General features: G+C 64.8%; 17 protein-coding genes and 1 tRNA gene. 8 read left to right on the top strand and 10 right to left on the bottom strand.

The window, feature by feature from the left end:
• Positions 1–19: 19 nt before the first annotated feature.
• The 9 genes from trpA to aroA all read right to left on the bottom strand — a co-directional run bounded on the left by trpA (position 20) and on the right by aroA (position 8,872).
• Positions 20–856 (bottom strand): tryptophan synthase subunit alpha, encoded by an 837-nt coding sequence (gene trpA, locus ACVIJ6_RS11095; RefSeq protein ID WP_456772742.1) that lies wholly within the window; start codon positions 854–856, stop codon positions 20–22.
• On the bottom strand, positions 853–2,076 hold the full coding sequence (gene trpB / locus ACVIJ6_RS11090) for a tryptophan synthase subunit beta (RefSeq protein ID WP_456772741.1): 1,224 nt from the start codon (positions 2,074–2,076) through the stop codon (positions 853–855). Before trpB ends, trpA begins: the two co-directional genes overlap by 4 nt.
• The gene (locus ACVIJ6_RS11085) at positions 2,073–2,732 is read right to left on the bottom strand and encodes a phosphoribosylanthranilate isomerase (RefSeq protein ID WP_456772740.1); all 660 of its coding nucleotides are present in this window, start codon (positions 2,730–2,732) and stop codon (positions 2,073–2,075) included. Before ACVIJ6_RS11085 ends, trpB begins: the two co-directional genes overlap by 4 nt.
• 78 nt (positions 2,733–2,810) lie before the next feature.
• A complete protein-coding gene (locus ACVIJ6_RS11080; protein ID WP_456772739.1) occupies positions 2,811–3,203 on the bottom strand; it encodes a DUF1049 domain-containing protein in 393 nt (130 codons plus the stop codon).
• Positions 3,204–3,281: 78 nt separating this feature from the next.
• A complete protein-coding gene (locus ACVIJ6_RS11075) occupies positions 3,282–3,593 on the bottom strand; it encodes an integration host factor subunit beta (RefSeq protein WP_011942624.1) in 312 nt (103 codons plus the stop codon).
• 169 nt (positions 3,594–3,762) lie between these two features.
• Positions 3,763–4,743: a signal peptide peptidase SppA gene (gene sppA, locus ACVIJ6_RS11070; protein WP_011942625.1), complete on the bottom strand. Its 981-nt coding sequence runs from the start codon at positions 4,741–4,743 to the stop codon at positions 3,763–3,765.
• A gap of 196 nt (positions 4,744–4,939) precedes the next feature.
• Complete coding sequence (gene rpsA / locus ACVIJ6_RS11065; protein ID WP_011942626.1) at positions 4,940–6,649, bottom strand: 30S ribosomal protein S1; 1,710 nt, start codon at positions 6,647–6,649, stop codon at positions 4,940–4,942.
• Positions 6,650–6,899: 250 nt separating this feature from the next.
• On the bottom strand, positions 6,900–7,538 hold the full coding sequence (gene cmk, locus ACVIJ6_RS11060; protein ID WP_456772738.1) for a (d)CMP kinase: 639 nt from the start codon (positions 7,536–7,538) through the stop codon (positions 6,900–6,902).
• Complete coding sequence (aroA, locus tag ACVIJ6_RS11055) at positions 7,535–8,872, bottom strand: 3-phosphoshikimate 1-carboxyvinyltransferase (RefSeq protein WP_456772737.1); 1,338 nt, start codon at positions 8,870–8,872, stop codon at positions 7,535–7,537. The genes cmk and aroA overlap by 4 nt, the downstream gene beginning before the upstream one ends.
• Positions 8,873–9,022: 150 nt before the next feature.
• On the opposite strand from aroA, the gene ACVIJ6_RS11050 reads away from it, so the two are divergent.
• From ACVIJ6_RS11050 to ACVIJ6_RS11040, 3 genes are all read left to right on the top strand, one after another.
• Positions 9,023–9,427, top strand: a complete 405-nt coding sequence (locus ACVIJ6_RS11050) for a TIGR02300 family protein (RefSeq protein ID WP_011942629.1) — start codon at positions 9,023–9,025, stop codon at positions 9,425–9,427.
• Between the two features lie 81 nt (positions 9,428–9,508).
• Positions 9,509–9,584: transfer RNA gene (locus tag ACVIJ6_RS11045), tRNA-Ala, on the top strand.
• Between the two features lie 192 nt (positions 9,585–9,776).
• The gene (locus tag ACVIJ6_RS11040) at positions 9,777–10,028 is read left to right on the top strand and encodes a GIY-YIG nuclease family protein (protein ID WP_456772736.1); all 252 of its coding nucleotides are present in this window, start codon (positions 9,777–9,779) and stop codon (positions 10,026–10,028) included.
• Between the two features lie 12 nt (positions 10,029–10,040).
• On the opposite strand, the gene ACVIJ6_RS11035 is transcribed toward ACVIJ6_RS11040, so the two are convergent.
• Positions 10,041–10,502, bottom strand: coding sequence for a MarR family winged helix-turn-helix transcriptional regulator (locus ACVIJ6_RS11035; protein ID WP_456772735.1), 462 nt, complete (start codon positions 10,500–10,502; stop codon positions 10,041–10,043).
• A 170-nt stretch (positions 10,503–10,672) separates the two neighbouring features.
• On the opposite strand from ACVIJ6_RS11035, the gene ACVIJ6_RS11030 reads away from it, so the two are divergent.
• From ACVIJ6_RS11030 to ugpE, 5 genes are all read left to right on the top strand, one after another.
• Complete coding sequence (locus ACVIJ6_RS11030) at positions 10,673–11,098, top strand: organic hydroperoxide resistance protein (protein ID WP_456772734.1); 426 nt, start codon at positions 10,673–10,675, stop codon at positions 11,096–11,098.
• A gap of 150 nt (positions 11,099–11,248) precedes the next feature.
• Complete coding sequence (locus tag ACVIJ6_RS11025; protein WP_456772733.1) at positions 11,249–12,451, top strand: CaiB/BaiF CoA transferase family protein; 1,203 nt, start codon at positions 11,249–11,251, stop codon at positions 12,449–12,451.
• Between the two features lie 191 nt (positions 12,452–12,642).
• Positions 12,643–13,959 (top strand): sn-glycerol-3-phosphate ABC transporter substrate-binding protein UgpB, encoded by a 1,317-nt coding sequence (gene ugpB, locus ACVIJ6_RS11020; protein ID WP_456772732.1) that lies wholly within the window; start codon positions 12,643–12,645, stop codon positions 13,957–13,959.
• Between the two features lie 69 nt (positions 13,960–14,028).
• Positions 14,029–14,910 (top strand): sn-glycerol-3-phosphate ABC transporter permease UgpA, encoded by an 882-nt coding sequence (ugpA, locus tag ACVIJ6_RS11015; protein WP_456772731.1) that lies wholly within the window; start codon positions 14,029–14,031, stop codon positions 14,908–14,910.
• Positions 14,910–15,758, top strand: coding sequence for a sn-glycerol-3-phosphate ABC transporter permease UgpE (gene ugpE / locus ACVIJ6_RS11010; protein ID WP_011942636.1), 849 nt, complete (start codon positions 14,910–14,912; stop codon positions 15,756–15,758). The genes ugpA and ugpE overlap by 1 nt, the downstream gene beginning before the upstream one ends.
• Positions 15,759–15,876: the final 118 nt, after the last annotated feature.

The raw sequence follows: 15,876 nt of genomic DNA, 5'->3' as shown, positions 1-15,876 counted from the left end.
TCATCGGGTGGTTGACGGACTATTCCGCCGCCTGTTGCGCGCCGCGCACGCCCTGGGCCAAGGCTGCGGCCAGATCGGCGACGGCGCTCACGGTCTTCGCCGTCGCCCGGCCCTCGGCATCGAGGCTGGCGCGGAGCGCGTCGACCAGAGCGGTGCCGACCACGGCGCCATCGGCATTGGCCGCGATGGCGCGGGCGGTCTCCGGTGTCCGGATGCCGAAGCCGACGCAGACGGGCAGCGCCGTGTGGCGCTTGATCCGCGCCACCGCGGCGCCCACAGCGGACGAATCCGCCGCCGCCGCGCCGGTGATGCCGGTGATCGAGACGTAGTAGACGAAGCCGGAAGTGTTCGCGAGCACGGCGGGCAGGCGCTTGTCATCGGTCGTGGGCGTTGCCAGCCGGATGAAGTTCAGCCCGGCCTTCAGCGCGGGAATGCACAGCTCGCTGTCTTCCTCCGGCGGCAGATCGACGATGATCAGGCCGTCGACACCAGCCAGCTTGGCGTCGTCGAGAAACTTGTCGACGCCGTAAATGTAGATCGGGTTGTAGTAGCCCATCAGCACGATCGGCGTCGCCGCGTCGCTCTCGCGGAAGCGGCGCACCAGCTGCAGCGTCTTCTTCAGGGTCATGCCGGCCTTGAGCGCGCGCAGGCCAGCCGCCTGGATCGACGGACCGTCGGCCATCGGATCGGTGAACGGCATGCCGATCTCGATGATATCGGCGCCCGCCTGCGGCAGCGCCTTGACGATCGCGAGCGAGGTCTCCGGATCGGGGTCGCCCCCCATCACGAAGGTGACGAACGCCGAGCGGCCTTCCTTCTTCAACTGCGCGAAGCGCGCATCCATCCGGCTGGTCACTGTGATTTCGCCCTCTTTCGTAGGATCTCGCCGACCTGCGGCACGTCCTTGTCGCCGCGGCCGCACAGATTGACGACCATCAGGTGGTCCTTCGGCTTTTTCGGTGCGAGCTCCATCACCTTGGCGATGGCATGCGCCGGCTCGAGCGCCGGGATGATGCCTTCCAGCCGCGACAGCAGCTGGAACGCCGCCAGCGCCTCCTCATCGGTGGCCGAGAGATAGGTCACGCGCTTGGCTTCGAACAGCCAGGAATGCTCGGGGCCGATGCCGGGATAGTCGAGGCCGGCCGAGATCGAATGCGCCTCGGCGATCTGACCGTCCTCGTCCATCAGCAGATAGGTGCGATTGCCATGCAGCACGCCGGGACGACCGCCGGCGATCGACGCGGCATGCAGCTGCGTCAGGCCGTGGCCTGCTGCCTCGACGCCGAAGATCTCGACGGAGGGATCGTCGAGGAAGGGATGAAACAGGCCCATCGCATTGGAGCCGCCGCCGATGCAGGCGACCAGCGAATCCGGCAGCCGGCCTTCGGCCTCCTGCATCTGCAGCCGCGTCTCCTCGCCGATCACCGACTGGAAATCGCGCACCATCATCGGATAGGGATGCGGGCCCGCCACGGTGCCGATGCAGTAGAACGTGTCGTGGACGTTGGTGACCCAGTCACGCAGCGCCTCGTTCATCGCATCCTTCAGCGTACGTGCGCCCGACTGCACCGGCACCACCTTGGCGCCGAGCATCTCCATCCGCAGCACGTTGGGCTGCTGCCGCTCGACGTCGACCGCGCCCATATAGACAACGCAGTCCAGTCCGAAGCGGGCGCACAACGTCGCGGTGGCGACGCCATGCTGGCCGGCACCGGTCTCCGCGATGATGCGCTGCTTGCCCATGCGGCGGGCCAGCATGATCTGGCCGAGCACGTTGTTGACCTTGTGCGAGCCGGTGTGATTGAGCTCATCGCGCTTGAAATAGATCTTGGCGCCGCCGAGATGGTTGGTCAGCCGCTCGGCGTAGTACAGCGGCGACGGACGGCCGACATAATGCGTCCGATGGCTGTTCATCTCGGCCTGGAACGCCGGATCGGCCTTGGCGTCGGCATACGCCTTTTCGAGATCCAGGATCAGCGGCATCAGGGTTTCGGCGACGAAGCGGCCGCCGAAGATGCCGAAATGGCCGCGCTCGTCGGGACCGCTGCGGTAGGAATTAGGACGTGCTGTCGTCATTGAACGCTCAACTCTTCAGCGGCGCGCGCCGCGCGGATGAAATTCCGGATCATGTCGCAATCCTTCACGCCCGGGGCCCGCTCGACGCCGGATGACACGTCGACGCCGCCAGCGCGCGTGATCCGCACGGCCTCCGCGACATTGTCGGCGCTCAAGCCGCCTGAGACCATGAACGGGCGATCGAGCTTCAAGGCCTGCAGCAAATGCCAGTCGAAGGTGGCTCCGAGGCCACCGGGACGCGTCGCACCCTTCGGGGCCCGGGCATCGAACAGGATGCGATCGCAGACGTCAGCGTAGCCGGCCAAGGGAGCTAGATCGGCGGCGGTCTCGACCGGAACCGCCTTCATCACCGGCAGGCCGAAGCGCTGCTTGAGATCGCGGATGCGCGCGACGCTCTCGCGGCCATGCAACTGCAGCAGATCCGGACGCAGGGTCTCGACGATGTTCTCGAAGGTCGCATCATCGGCATCGACCGTCAGCGCGACCTTCAGCGCGCGGCCCTTGGCCTGCTGCCCGAGCTCTCGCGCGGCCGTCAGGCCGACGTGCCGGGGGGACGGCGGAAAGAACACGAAACCGACCATCTCGGCACCCGCGTCGAGCGCGGCACCGAGGGTCTCGGGCGTGGTCAGGCCGCAGATTTTGACGAGCAGGGACATCAGTGAAGAACGCGCGTCCGAACGGAAAAGATTACCGGGGCCGACGGATTCCGATCGCCGTTCGGCCTTGGCCGCCTTCTACAACGCGGCGCCCTGCTTGTCTCGCCCATAAGGGGCGAAAAGCCGGGCCGGCGCGGCAGGAACCAGGGATTGTGACGAGCCCTGGTTGGCACGCAACGCGGCGCTCAGCTGCGCCATCTGGGCCCGAGCCGCTTCAGCATCGGCGAGATGCCGGCGGGCAGCGCGCCGCCATCGACGCTGGCCGATCCAGGTGGCGCAGCCACCGGCGATGACGCCCAGGATCGCAACGGCGATGATCAGAGCGAACAGCGGAATCGAGACCGACAAAGCAGGGTCGGCCGCGTTGAAAGGATCGAACGAGACGGTAACGAAATGCCGGTTCGCGACGGCAAAGACGACGAACAACACCAGCAAGGGAACGACGATCACGACGGTGAGGAATCTTCGCATGCGTTCGCTCGTATCAATCAGGCTGGGTTCGCCTTGAAATCATCCGCAAACGACGCGCAGGTCGGCCGCGAGACGGGATCAATCGTCGGTGTCGGCCGCACCCGCCGGATTGTCCCGGTTCAGCCGCTCGCGCATTTCCTTGCCCGTCTTGAAGAACGGGACGCTCTTCTGGTCCACTGGCACATGGGCTCCAGTGCGCGGGTTGCGCCCGGCACGTGCGGGGCGATGCTTGACCGAGAAGGCACCGAAGCCGCGCAACTCGACGCGATCACCACGCGCCAGCGCAGCCACGATCTCATCAAGGATCGCATTGACGATATTCTCGACATCCCGCTGGTAGAGGTGCGGGTTGTGCTCGGCGATACGCTGAACAAGCTCGGATTTGATCATCGAGAAAATGTACCCGGGGAGACAGCTCCCATTTCCGTGAAAATATGCTGGACTGTCAAGACGCTAAATCATTCGTTGACGCCGTGAATCGGGCGCGCGACCCGATCCCCGACCCTATTCGCAGTACACGCAAGACGGGATCTTTGTGACCATGAAGGTCTTGGCGGGTTCAATTGCCCGCGGCCGGCGTCCACAATGCGAGCATGCCGTCGAGTCCCAGCCGGTCGACCGCCTGCACGACCCCGGCCTGCTCGATCTGATGCGCGATCCCGGACAGGCCGACGGCATTGAGCACCAGGGAGGTCGCGGTGCGCAGGAAGGTCAAGTCACCGAACCGCGGCACGAGCTTGTAGTCGCGCACCGGCAGATCCTTCTTGACGTTCTTGTTGGCCACGAGCCAGGCCACCGCCGTCTTCTCGTCGCCGAGCTCGTCGATCAGCTTGAGTTCGATCGCCTGCCGGCCGGTGAAGACGCGGCCGTCGGCCACCTTCTCGAGCAGCGCGTCATCCATCCCGCGGCGATCCTTCACGAGGCCCCGGAACCAGGCGTAGGAATCCTTGACCAGGGCGTCGAGCGCGGCGCGCGCTTCCGGGCTGGTCGGTTCATAGCCGTTCGGCGCCGCCTTCAGCGGCGAGGACTTCACCTCCTCGACCTTGACGCCGATCGTCTTCAACAATTCGCTGACATTTGGATATTGGAACAGCACGCCGATCGAGCCGACCAGCGAGCTCTGCTGCGCGACGATGTGGTCAGCGGCGATCGCGCCGATATAGCCGCCGGACGCGGCGAGCCCTTCGACGACCACGACCAGGGGCTTCTTCGCCTTCAGCCGCACCAGGGAATCGTAGAGCTGTTCGGAGCCGGCGGTGGTTCCGCCAGGCGAATTGATGTGAACGATCACGGCCTCGGCCGATGAGTTCTCGAGCCGCTCCAGCGCCTCGACGCGCTCGTGGTCGCTGCGGATCAGCCCCTCGATGTTGACGCGGGCGATCGAGCCTGACGTCGAGAGCGCGGTGCGGCCACGCGGCGACATCGCAAGACCGATGGCGGACAACGCTGCGATCGCGATCAGCACTGCGACGACGCGCCAGAAGGTCAGCTTGCGGCGCAGCCTGCGGCGATCGACGATCACATCCGAATCAAGCGACATGGACAGCTCCTGGAAATCTGGGCGCGTTTTGCAGCCGCAGCCTGAATATCTCGTTATCCGATTACATCAATCACGGCGCATTTTGAAGAAAGGAAGGCCCGCCAACCCGCCGCCAAGCAGTGGGAGAGCCGGACAGGCGGATAAAAAAAGCCCCGGCCGGAGCCGGGGCTTTGATCCGATGACGACGATCGAAGGCTTACTTCGCGTCGCGGTTCTTGAGCGCGGTGCCCAGGATGTCGCCCAGCGTGGCGCCCGAATCGGACGAGCCGTACTGCGCGATGGCTTCCTTCTCTTCCGCGACTTCCAGCGCCTTGATCGACACCTGGACCTTGCGGGCCTTCTTGTCGAACTGGATCACGCGGGCATCGACCTTCTCACCGACGGCGAACCGCTCGGAGCGCTGGTCGTTGCGGTCGCGCGCCAGTTCGGAGCGCTTGATGAAGGTCGAGAACTCGGTGCCGACGATCTTGACGTCGATGCCGCCGTCCTTGACGTCGAGCACTTCGCAGGTGACGACCGCACCCTTCTTGACATCGCCCGGCTCGGCGAAGGGATCGCCTTCGAGCTGCTTGATGCCGAGCGAGATGCGCTCCTTCTCCACGTCGACGTCGAGCACCACGGCCTTGACCATGTCGCCCTTCTTGTAGTTGTCGATGACCTGCTCGCCCGGCAGCTTCCAGTCGAGATCCGACAGGTGGACCATGCCGTCGACGTCGCCTTCGAGACCCAGGAACAGGCCGAACTCGGTCTTGTTCTTGACCTCGCCCTCGACCACCGAACCCGTCGGATGCTTCTCGACGAAGACCTCCCACGGATTGCGCATGGTCTGCTTGAGACCGAGCGAGATGCGGCGCTTGACGCTGTCGACCTCGAGCACCTGCACTTCGACCTCCTGCGAGGTCGACACGATCTTGCCGGGGTGCATGTTCTTCTTGGTCCACGACATCTCGGAGACGTGGATCAGGCCTTCGATGCCCGGCTCGAGCTCGACGAACGCGCCGTAGTCGGTGATGTTGGTGACACGGCCGTGGAAGCGGGCCTGCAGCGGGTACTTGGCCTCGATGCCCTGCCACGGATCGTCCAGCAGCTGCTTCATGCCCAGCGAGATGCGGTGCGTCTCGTGGTTGATCTTGATGATCTTGACCTTGACGGTCTGACCGATGGAGAGCACCTCGGTCGGGTGGTTGACACGGCGCCAGGCAATGTCGGTGACATGCAGCAGGCCGTCGATGCCGCCGAGGTCGACGAACGCACCGTAATCGGTGATGTTCTTGACGACGCCGTCGATCACCTGACCCTCTTCGAGGTTCTGCACGAGCTCCTGGCGCTGCTCGGCGCGGGTCTCTTCCAGCACGGTCCGGCGCGACACGACGATGTTGCCGCGGCGGCGGTCCATCTTGAGGATCTGGAACGGCTGCGAATTGTTCATCAGCGGCGCGACGTCGCGGATCGGACGGATGTCGACCTGCGAGCGCGGCAGGAACGCCACGGCACCGTCCAGGTCGACAGTGAAGCCGCCCTTGACCTGGTTGAAGATGACTCCGTTGACCTTCTCGTTGTTCTGGAACGCCTTCTCGAGCTTGCCCCAGCTCTCTTCGCGACGGGCCTTGTCGCGCGACAGCACGGCTTCGCCGAGCGCGTTCTCGATGCGGTCGAGGAACACTTCGACCTCGTCGCCGACCTTCAGCTCGCTGTCGCGGCCGGGACCGGAAAATTCACGCAGCGCCACGCGGCCTTCGGTCTTCAGGCCGACGTCGATGACGGCCATGTCCTTCTCGATCGCAACGACCTTGCCCTTGACGACGGAGCTTTCCTGAAGGTTGCCCTTCGTGAAGGACTCATCCAGCATCGCGGCAAAATCATCGCGGCTGGGATTGTAGGAATTAGCAGAGATACTCGAAGCCATTGGTTCTCCAGATGCGGACATTCTCGCCAGCTTTGGGTTGATCGGCGCATCGGATGGACAGTGCCTGGAGGTCCACAAATCCCCAGACGTCCGCGCGGTGCGCTGAGAGCGCAACGACGCGGGCCGGCAATGCCTGCACATGCGATACGTATGAAGCTTCGTCCGGATGATCGGGCCCGATTGAACCGCAATCGAGCTATCGATGGTCAAGGGCGGGAGCGGGCGGTTCCTCCAATGACGCCAGCGGAAATCAGACCCGCTGGCGGCCCGCTCGAACGGCCTCGACGATATCGATGGCGGCCCGGACGCCGCCCTCTATATCCAAATGGGAGTTATCAAGCAAGTAAGCATCCGGGGCTTGTTTCAAAGGAGCGACGGCCCGGTTCTGGTCGCGTTCGTCGCGCGCCAGGATGTCGGCCAGAATGGCCGCTTCGTCGGCCGGCTCGCCGCGGGACTGCGCCTCGAGGGTGCGGCGACGCGCCCGGATGCGCGGATCGGCCACCACATAGATCTTCACCTCGGCGTCCGGGCAGATCACGGTTCCAATGTCGCGGCCGTCGAGCACGGCACCGGGCGACGCGCTGGCGAACTGGCGCTGGAAGGCCACCAGCGCCTCGCGCACCCGCGGCAGCGCCGACACCACGGAGGCGGCCGACCCGACGTCGTGGGACCGGAGCGCCGGATTGTCGAAGGTCGACGGGTCCAGGGTCATCGCGACCTCGGCCGCCCGGACCTCGTCCTTGAGGTCGATGCCGGCGGTCAGCAGCGCATGCGCGACGGCGCGATAGATCACGCCCGTATCCAGATGCCTGAGGCCGTAATGCGCCGCGAGGCGCTTGGCCATGGTGCCCTTGCCCGAGGCGGCCGGACCGTCGATGGCGATGATCATGCGAAATCCGCCCCCGCCTTGCACATCAGCCCGATGAAGTCCGGAAAGCTGGTGGCGATGAAGGCGATGTCGTCGATCTTGACCGGCTTGTCCGAGGCAAGCCCCATCACCAGAGCGGACATCGCGATGCGGTGATCCATATGGGTCGCGACCAGCCCGCCGCCCGGCACATGGCCGCGGCCCTCGACGATCAGATCGTCACCGGAGATCTCGACCTTGACGCCGTTGACGCGCAGCATCGCCGCGGTGGCCGCGAGCCGGTCGGATTCCTTGACGCGGAGCTCGTGCAGGCCGCGCATGATGGTCGTTCCCTCGGCATAAGCGGCGGCCACCGCCAGCACCAGATATTCGTCGATCATCGAGGGCGCCCGCTCCGGCGGAACCTCGACGCCGCGCAGCTTCGAGCCCCGCACGCGCAAGCGGGCCATCGGCTCGCCGGCCTCGCCGCGGACATCGTCCTCCTCGATCGAGGCGCCCATTTCGCGCAGGGTCGCGAACAGGCCGGTGCGCAGCGGATTGGTCATGACATCCGACAGCACCAGATCCGAGCCATCGACGATCAAAGCGGCGACCAGCGGGAACGCCGCCGAGGACGGATCGGCCGGGACAACGACCGCAGCTCCGTGCAGCTCCGGCTGTCCGGTCAGCGCGATACGACGGCCATGGGCGCCTTCCGGCGTGGTGACGATCTCGGCGCCGAAATGCTTGAGCATCAGCTCGGTATGGTCGCGGCTGGCCTCCGGCTCGATCACGGTCGTGACGCCGGGCGCCGCCAGGCCGGCCAGCAGGACGGCCGACTTGATCTGGGCCGAGGCCACCGGCGTCCGGTACGTGATCGGAACCGGGTTGCCGGCCCCCTGCAGGGTTAACGGAAGCTTGCCGCCCTCGGCGCCGGCGGTCACCTTGGCGCCCATCAGCGCCAGCGGATCGAGGATGCGGCGCATCGGGCGGCTGCGCAGCGAGGCGTCGCCGTCGAACACGGCGGCGATCGGGCAACCGGCCACGGCGCCCATCACCAGCCGGCAGCCGGTACCGGAGTTGCCGAAATCGAGCGTCGCCGTCGGTTGGGCGAAGCCGCCGACGCCGACGCCGCGCACCGTCCAGGCGAACTCACCCTGACGTTCGACTTTCGCGCCGAGCGTTCGCATCGCTTGCGCGGTGTTGAGGACATCCTCGCCCTCGAGCAGCCCGGAAATCCGCGTCTCGCCCACCGACAGCGCCCCCAGGATCAGCGCCCGGTGCGAGATCGATTTGTCTCCGGGGACGCGCATGGCGCCCGAGAGCGGCCCTGAGGCGCGCGATTCGAGGGGGATCGGGGCGGCTGGCGCGCTCACGGCGGGGTCCTTCTGGTTCGAAGCCGGCAGGTATCACAGGGGCCCGCGCCCGTCACGGGCCGTGATTTCCGGTTGAAAGCGCTATTGACAGCGGCGCGGCAACTAGCCAAGTGAGACAGCGCTTTTCAGACATTGCCAGGACGCCTGCACGTGGCCAAATCCGAGCTCGGAACCAAACGCATTTGCCCGACGACGGGCAAAAAGTTCTATGACCTCAACAAGAACCCGGTGATTTCGCCCTACACCGGCGAGGTCGTGCCGATCGCGCCGGTGGCGCCGACCCGTGCCATGCGCGGCGAGGCTGCTCGCGCTGCTGCCGCCGCCGACGTAGTCGAGCCCGCCGAGGCCGAGGAGTTGGTGCCGCTCGAGGAGGCCGATGCCGAGGAGAACACCGGCAAGGTCAAGGCCGTCGTGCCCGAGACCGAGGACGACATCGAGATCGACGAGACCCTCGACGACGACGAGGACGATGACTCCACCTTCATCGCCGACGAGGAAGAAGGTGACGAGGATGTCACCGACATCATCGGCGATGTGGGCGGCGACGAAGAATAATCGATCAAGACACTTGAGATCGTCCGCGAACTGTGGTTCACGGTGCTCCCCGGCGGTCGCCCAGACCGCCGGTTCGGTTCAGGGGCCATAGCTCAGCTGGGAGAGCGCTTGCATGGCATGCAAGAGGTCGGCGGTTCGATCCCGCCTGGCTCCACCACGCTTCGCCCTTCGGGCTACGCGTGGCGCGGCCACGACGTATCCCGAAGGGCGAAGCGTGGGGCTGCCGGCGCTCTCATAGCGGCGCATGGATCGCAGCTCGGAAAACGACCGACGAAGACCGCTGACGAATGCTGGGTTCCGCGGCAGAATGTTGGGCGTTGTCTGCTAACCCGACGAGCGCGGCCACCACATGTGGTACGTTTACATCATCCGCAGCGTGACCTTTCCAAACCAGGAATATGTCGGCACAACCGCCGACTTGAGGCAGCGCCTCAAAGACCACAACGCTGGCCGCTCGGCCCACACGTCTAAATTCATGCCGTGGACATTGGCCTTGTATTGCGCCTTTCCGGATAAGCAGCGCGCTCTCGCGTTCGAGGCCTATCTGAAATCGCATTCCGGGCGGGCTTTTTCGAAGAAGCGTCTTCTCCGGCCGTGTTGAGGTGCTGCGCCCTCACCCCTCCGCCGCCGCATTCAGCTGCTCGCGCAGGCGCACCAGCTTGCCGTGCAGGTCGGCGAGCTCCGCGAGCGAGCAGCCGGTGGCATCCAGGATCGCCGGCGGGATGATGGCCTTGGCCTTCTCTCGCAGAGCCGCGCCCTGCGCGGTCAGCGCGACCAACACCTGCCGCTCATCCGCTGCCGAGCGTGTGCGCTTCAGCAGATGCGCCGCCTCCATCCGCTTCAGCAGTGGCGTCAGGGTGCCCGAGTCGAGGAACAGCCGCTCGCCGATCTCCTTCACCGACAGCCCATCCCTGTCCCACAGCACCAGCATGACCAGATATTGCGGATAGGTCAGACCGAGACGGTCGAGCAGCGGCTTGTAGACGCGGTTGAAGGCGTGGGCCGTCGAATAGACCGCGAAGCAGAGCTGGTTGCCGAGCTGGAGCGGCACGTCGGCCGCGGATTTCTTGCGCATCGAGGTCACCACAGATCGATCCTGACCGGCATCTTTGGCGCGCGGTTCCCGCATCGACAATGCGGGCGGCGGGCCGATCACGAATTTTCTACCGAACAATTATATTGTACACAATTAAATTGTGTGCAATATCGCCTCATTGAATTCGTCATCAACCCGGAGACACCCCCATGTCCGTGAACGTGCTCTATAAGACCAGCGCCAAGGCCACCGGCGGCCGCGATGGTGAGGCGGCCACTCTCGACGGCTCGCTGAGCGTCAAGCTCTCCACGCCGAAGGAGCTCGGCGGCGGCGGCGGCGCCGGCAACAATCCGGAGCAGCTGTTCGCAGCCGGCTACGCCGCCTGCTTCATCGGCGCCATGAAGTTCGTTGCGTCGCAAGGCGGCCCGAAGGTTCCGGCCGATGCCTCGGTGACGTCAACGGTCGGCATCGGCCCGCGCTCCGAAGGCGGCTTCGGCATCACCGTCGAGCTCGCGGTCGCGCTGCCCGGCCTCGCCAAGGCGGACGCCGAGGCGCTGGTCGAGAAGGCCCACCAAGTATGCCCGTACTCGAACGCGACCCGCAACAATGTGGACGTGAAGCTCAGCGTCGTCTGAAGCTGAATTCCATCTCGCGCCACAATCGTCCGTCGTGCTTCCGCATGGCAGCCTTCGTCTCTGGCGAGGGCTGCCATGACCTGACGGGTTTGCACCGGTGCCTCGGCAATGCTTAATGATCGCGAGTTCAATTCAACCTCGCGACATCCGATGACACCTCAATTTGCTCCCGGCGCCATGGCCGGACTTCGCGTGATCGATCTCACGCGTGTGCTCGGCGGCCCCTATTGCACGCAGATCCTGGCCGATCACGGCGCCGACGTGATCAAGGTCGAGCCGCCCGCCGGCGACGAGGTGCGCGACTGGGGTCCGCCCTTCCATGACGAGGACGCGGCGTATTTCGTCGGCATCAACCGCAACAAGCGGTCGATCGGCCTCGACCTCGCCTCGGACCGCGGCCGCGTGGTGCTGCTGAAGATGCTCGAGACCGCCGATGTGCTGATCGAGAACTTCAAGCCGGGCACGCTCGAGAAGTGGGGCATCGGCAGCGATATTCTGCGCGAGAAATTCCCGAAACTCGTGCACTGCCGCATCTGCGGCTTCGGCGCCGACGGGCCGCGCGGCGGCAATCCCGGCTATGACGCCATCATCCAGGCGATGACCGGCATGATCGCCGCGACCGGCTCACTGGAAAGCGGCCCGATGCGCATCGGCGTGCCGCTGGTCGACATCACCACCGGGCTCTATGCCGCCATCGGCATCCTGATGGCGCTGTCGGAGCGGCAGCGCTCGGGGATCGGCCAGTTCCTCGAAGTGACATTGTACGAGACCGGCCTCGCGATCATGCATCCGCACACCGCGAACTACTTCATGCATGGCAAGCCGCCATCGCTGACCGGCAACGAGCATCCCAATCTGGTGCCCTACACGATCTTCCCGACCAAGACCGACGACATCTTCATCGGCGTCGGCAATGACGGCACCTTCCGCAAGCTCGCACGCGAAATCGGCCGCCCCGAACTCGGAACCGACCCGCGCTTCGCCCGCAACAGGGACCGGGTCGCCAACCGCGAGGCGCTGCGCGCGGAGCTTGCCGCGGTATTCAGCCAGTTCGAGGCCGAGCCGCTATGCGACCGGCTGCTCGCGGCCGGCCTGCCCGCGGGTCCGGTGCAGAAGATCGATCAGGCCCTGACCAACCCGCACACGCTCTACCGCGGCGATGTGATCGAGAAGGACTGGTACAAGGGCGTGGCATCGCCGATCCGGCTCGAACGCACCAAAGCGAGCCTCCGCGCCACGCCGCCGACGTTCAGCCAGCACGCCCAGGAGGTCCTGGCTGAGTTCGGCTACACGCCGGGAGAGATCGAGGCGCTGCTGGCTGAAGGAACTGTTTGCGCCGAACGCAAGCGCTGACCACGGCCACATCGGAGCGATCGCCGCGTCGCAACAGGACGCGGTGATGACTCGCTGGATTTACCGCTGTTCAACGACGCATCTCGCACGGCTTTCGCATGCGGGAGCCGCCGTCTATACATTCACATAACTGTCATCTGGCGCTGTTAACGGCCGCAAACGACGATGACGTTCATGGGAGGTATATTTTGATGTCACTTCGCCAATTCGCTGCTGCCGCCGTGGTCACGGCGACCTTTGGTTTCGCTGTTTCTCCCGCACACGCGGTGACTGAGATTCAGTGGTGGCACGCCATGACCGGCGGCAACAACGACATCGTCAACCGGCTCGCCGAGGAATTCAACGCCTCCCAGAGCGACTACAAAGTCGTGCCGACCTTCAAGGGCGCCTATCCGGACACGCTGAATGCCGGCATCGCCGCTTTCCGCGCCGGCACCGCGCCGCACATCCTGCAGGTGTTCGAAGTTGGCACCGCGACGATGATGAGCGCCAAGGGCGCGATCAAGCCGGTCTATGAGCTGATGAAGGAGGCCGGCGAGCCGTTCGATCCCAAGGCGTATCTGCCGGCGATCACCGGCTACTACTCGACGTCGAAGGGCGACATGCTGTCGTTCCCGTTCAACTCGTCCTCGATGGTGATGTGGATCAACAAGGACGAACTGAAGAAGGCCGGCGTCGCCGAGATCCCGAAGACCTGGCCCGAAGTGTTCGAGGCGGCGAAGAAGCTGAAGGCGGCCGGACACGACACCTGCGGCTTCTCCAACGCCTGGGCATCCTGGGCCAATATCGAGCAGTTCTCGGCCTGGCACAACGTGCCGATCGGCACCAAGGCCAACGGCCTCGACGGCTTCGACACGGTGCTCGAATTCAACACCCCGCTGCACGTCAAGCACCTGCAGAACCTCGTCGAGCTGCAGAAGGACAAGACCTACGATTATTCCGGTCGCGGCAGCGCCAGCGAGAGCCGCTTCGGCTCCGGCGAATGCGCGATCTTCCTGACCTCGTCGGGCTATTACGCCACCGCCAAGAGCACCGCGAAGTTCGACTTCACCTCGGCACCGATGCCGTACTACCCGGATGCGCCGGGCGCGCCGCAGAATTCGATCATCGGTGGAGCCTCGCTCTGGGTGATGGGCGGCAAGACGGCGGACGAGTACAAGGGCGTGGCCAAGTTCTTCACCTTCCTGTCCGACACCAACCGCCAGGCCAAGCTGCATCAGGAATCCGGCTATCTGCCGATCACCAAGGCGGCCTATGAGAAGACCAAGGCGGACGGCTTCTACGACAAGAACCCGACCCTTCAGACGCCGCTGAAGGAGCTCACCAACAAGGAGCCGACCGAGAACTCGCGCGGCCTGCGCTTCGGCAACATGGTGCAGATGCGCGACGTCTGGGCCGAGGAGATCGAGGCGGCGCTGGCCGGCAAGAAGAGCGCCAAGGACGCGCTCGATTCCGCCGTCGCCCGCGGCAATGCGATGTTGCGCACCTTCGAGAAAACGGCCAAGTAGAGCTGTCCTTGAGACGTCCCCTCCGCCCGGAGGGGACGTCTCGCTTCTCTCCCTCGCGCGGCGCACTGCATGGAAAAGTCGGTCGTCTTCAACGGCAAGCTCTTGCCTTATGTGCTGCTGGCGCCGCAGCTCGCGATCACGCTGATCTTCTTCTATTGGCCGGCCAGCCAGGCGATCTGGCAGTCCTTCCTGCGCGAGGACGCGTTCGGCCTCAATTCCGAATTCGTCGGCCTCGAAAACTATCAGGGCCTGTTCGCCCAGCCGGAATATTACACCGCCATCGGCACGACCGTCGTGTTCTCGTCGCTGGTCACCGTGCTCTCGCTCGGCGTCGCGCTGCTGTTCGCCACGCAGGCCGACAAGAACCTCAAGGGCGCCTCGGCCTATAAGACGCTGATGATCTGGCCCTATGCGGTGGCGCCGGCGATCGCCGGCGTGTTGTGGTTCTTCATCTTCCATCCGACCCTGGGCACGTTGGCGCGCCCGCTGCGCGTCATGGGCTTCGACTGGAATCCGATGCTCAACGGCACCCATGCCATGGTGCTGGTGGTCATGGCCGCGGTCTGGAAGCAAGTCGCCTACAACTTCCTGTTCTTCCTCGCTGGCCTGCAGGCGATCCCGAAAAGCGTGATCGAGGCCGGCGCGATCGACGGCGCGGGCCCGCTGCGACGGTTCTGGACCATCATCTTCCCGCTGCTGTCGCCGACCACCTTCTTCCTGCTCGTCGTCAACATCGTCTATGTGTTCTTCGAGACCTTCGGCATCATCGATGCCGTGACTTCGGGCGGCCCTGCCGGCACCACCACGACGATGGTCTACAAGGTGTTTGCCGACGGCCGGCTCGGTGGTGACCTCGGCGGCTCGGCCGCGCAATCGGTCGTCCTGATGGTGATCGTGATCGCGTTGACCGCGATCCAGTTCCGCTATGTCGAGCGCAAGGTGCAGTACTGATGGTCGAGCATCGCCCGCTCCGAGATCTCGTCGCGTATCTGGTGCTCTCGCTCGGCGTCGTGATCTTCGCGTTTCCGGTCTACGTGGCGTTCGTTGCCTCGACCTATGACGCGGCGACCGTGGTCAGTGGCAATCTGCCGCTGGTACCAGGCGGGCGCATGCTTGAAAACTACTACCGCGCGGTGTTCGTCGGCGGCTCCCGCTTCATGAACCAGCCGGTCGGCGTGCTGCTCGTCAATTCCTTCATCACCGCCATCGGCATCGCGGTCGGCAAGATCATCATCTCGATCCTGTCGGCTTTCGCGATCGTCTATTTCCGGTTTCCGTTCCGCAAGACGGCGTTCTGGATCATCTTCATCACCCTGATGCTGCCCGTCGAGGTCCGCATCTACCCGACCTACAAGGTCGTCGCCGATCTGCGCATGCTCGACACCTATGCCGGGCTGATCCTGCCGCTGATCGCCTCCGCGACCGGCACGCTGCTGTTTCGCCAGTTCTTCATGACGGTCCCCGACGAGCTGCTTGAAGCGTCGCGGATCGACGGCGCCGGCCCGCTGCGGTTCTTCTGGGACACGCTGCTGCCGCTGTCGATGACCACCGTGGCGGCCCTGTTCGTCATTCAGTTCATCTACGGCTGGAATCAGTATCTCTGGCCGCTGCTGATCACCACCAAGGATTCGATGCAGACCATCGTGATCGGCATCAAGAAGATGCTGACCACCACCGACGAGCTTGCCGAATGGCAGCTCGCAATGGCCACCGCTGTGCTGGCGATGCTGCCGCCGGTCGCTGTCGTCATCTTCATGCAGCGCCTGTTTGTCAAAGGCCTGGTGGAGACGGAAAAGTGAGGGGGGCGAATAGCGAATGGCGAGTAGCGAATAGGATTGTCCGAGCATGAGGATCCATTCGCCTCCCCCTATTCGTCACTCCCTCTTCGCTATTCGCCAGCAATCGCTCGCTCGTCAC

This window comes from Bradyrhizobium sp. USDA 4369, from assembly GCF_054056435.1.
Note: the sequence above shows the minus strand (reverse complement) of the source record. Positions and strands in the feature narration are given on the sequence as shown.

Coding starts and splice junctions, on each gene's coding strand:
- ACVIJ6_RS11085 (WP_456772740.1), bottom strand. CDS start 2,732: ATGTCCCTGCTCGTCAAAATCTGCGGCCTGACCACGCCCGAGACCCTC.
- ACVIJ6_RS11040 (WP_456772736.1), top strand. CDS start 9,777: ATGTGGTACGTTTACATCATCCGCAGCGTGACCTTTCCAAACCAGGAA.
- trpB (WP_456772741.1), bottom strand. CDS start 2,076: ATGACGACAGCACGTCCTAATTCCTACCGCAGCGGTCCCGACGAGCGC.
- ACVIJ6_RS11080 (WP_456772739.1), bottom strand. CDS start 3,203: ATGCGAAGATTCCTCACCGTCGTGATCGTCGTTCCCTTGCTGGTGTTG.
- ACVIJ6_RS11075 (WP_011942624.1), bottom strand. CDS start 3,593: ATGATCAAATCCGAGCTTGTTCAGCGTATCGCCGAGCACAACCCGCAC.
- rpsA (WP_011942626.1), bottom strand. CDS start 6,649: ATGGCTTCGAGTATCTCTGCTAATTCCTACAATCCCAGCCGCGATGAT.
- ACVIJ6_RS11030 (WP_456772734.1), top strand. CDS start 10,673: ATGTCCGTGAACGTGCTCTATAAGACCAGCGCCAAGGCCACCGGCGGC.
- ugpA (WP_456772731.1), top strand. CDS start 14,029: ATGGAAAAGTCGGTCGTCTTCAACGGCAAGCTCTTGCCTTATGTGCTG.
- cmk (WP_456772738.1), bottom strand. CDS start 7,538: ATGATCATCGCCATCGACGGTCCGGCCGCCTCGGGCAAGGGCACCATG.
- ugpB (WP_456772732.1), top strand. CDS start 12,643: ATGTCACTTCGCCAATTCGCTGCTGCCGCCGTGGTCACGGCGACCTTT.
- sppA (WP_011942625.1), bottom strand. CDS start 4,743: ATGTCGCTTGATTCGGATGTGATCGTCGATCGCCGCAGGCTGCGCCGC.
- ACVIJ6_RS11025 (WP_456772733.1), top strand. CDS start 11,249: ATGACACCTCAATTTGCTCCCGGCGCCATGGCCGGACTTCGCGTGATC.
- ugpE (WP_011942636.1), top strand. CDS start 14,910: ATGGTCGAGCATCGCCCGCTCCGAGATCTCGTCGCGTATCTGGTGCTC.
- ACVIJ6_RS11035 (WP_456772735.1), bottom strand. CDS start 10,502: ATGCGCAAGAAATCCGCGGCCGACGTGCCGCTCCAGCTCGGCAACCAG.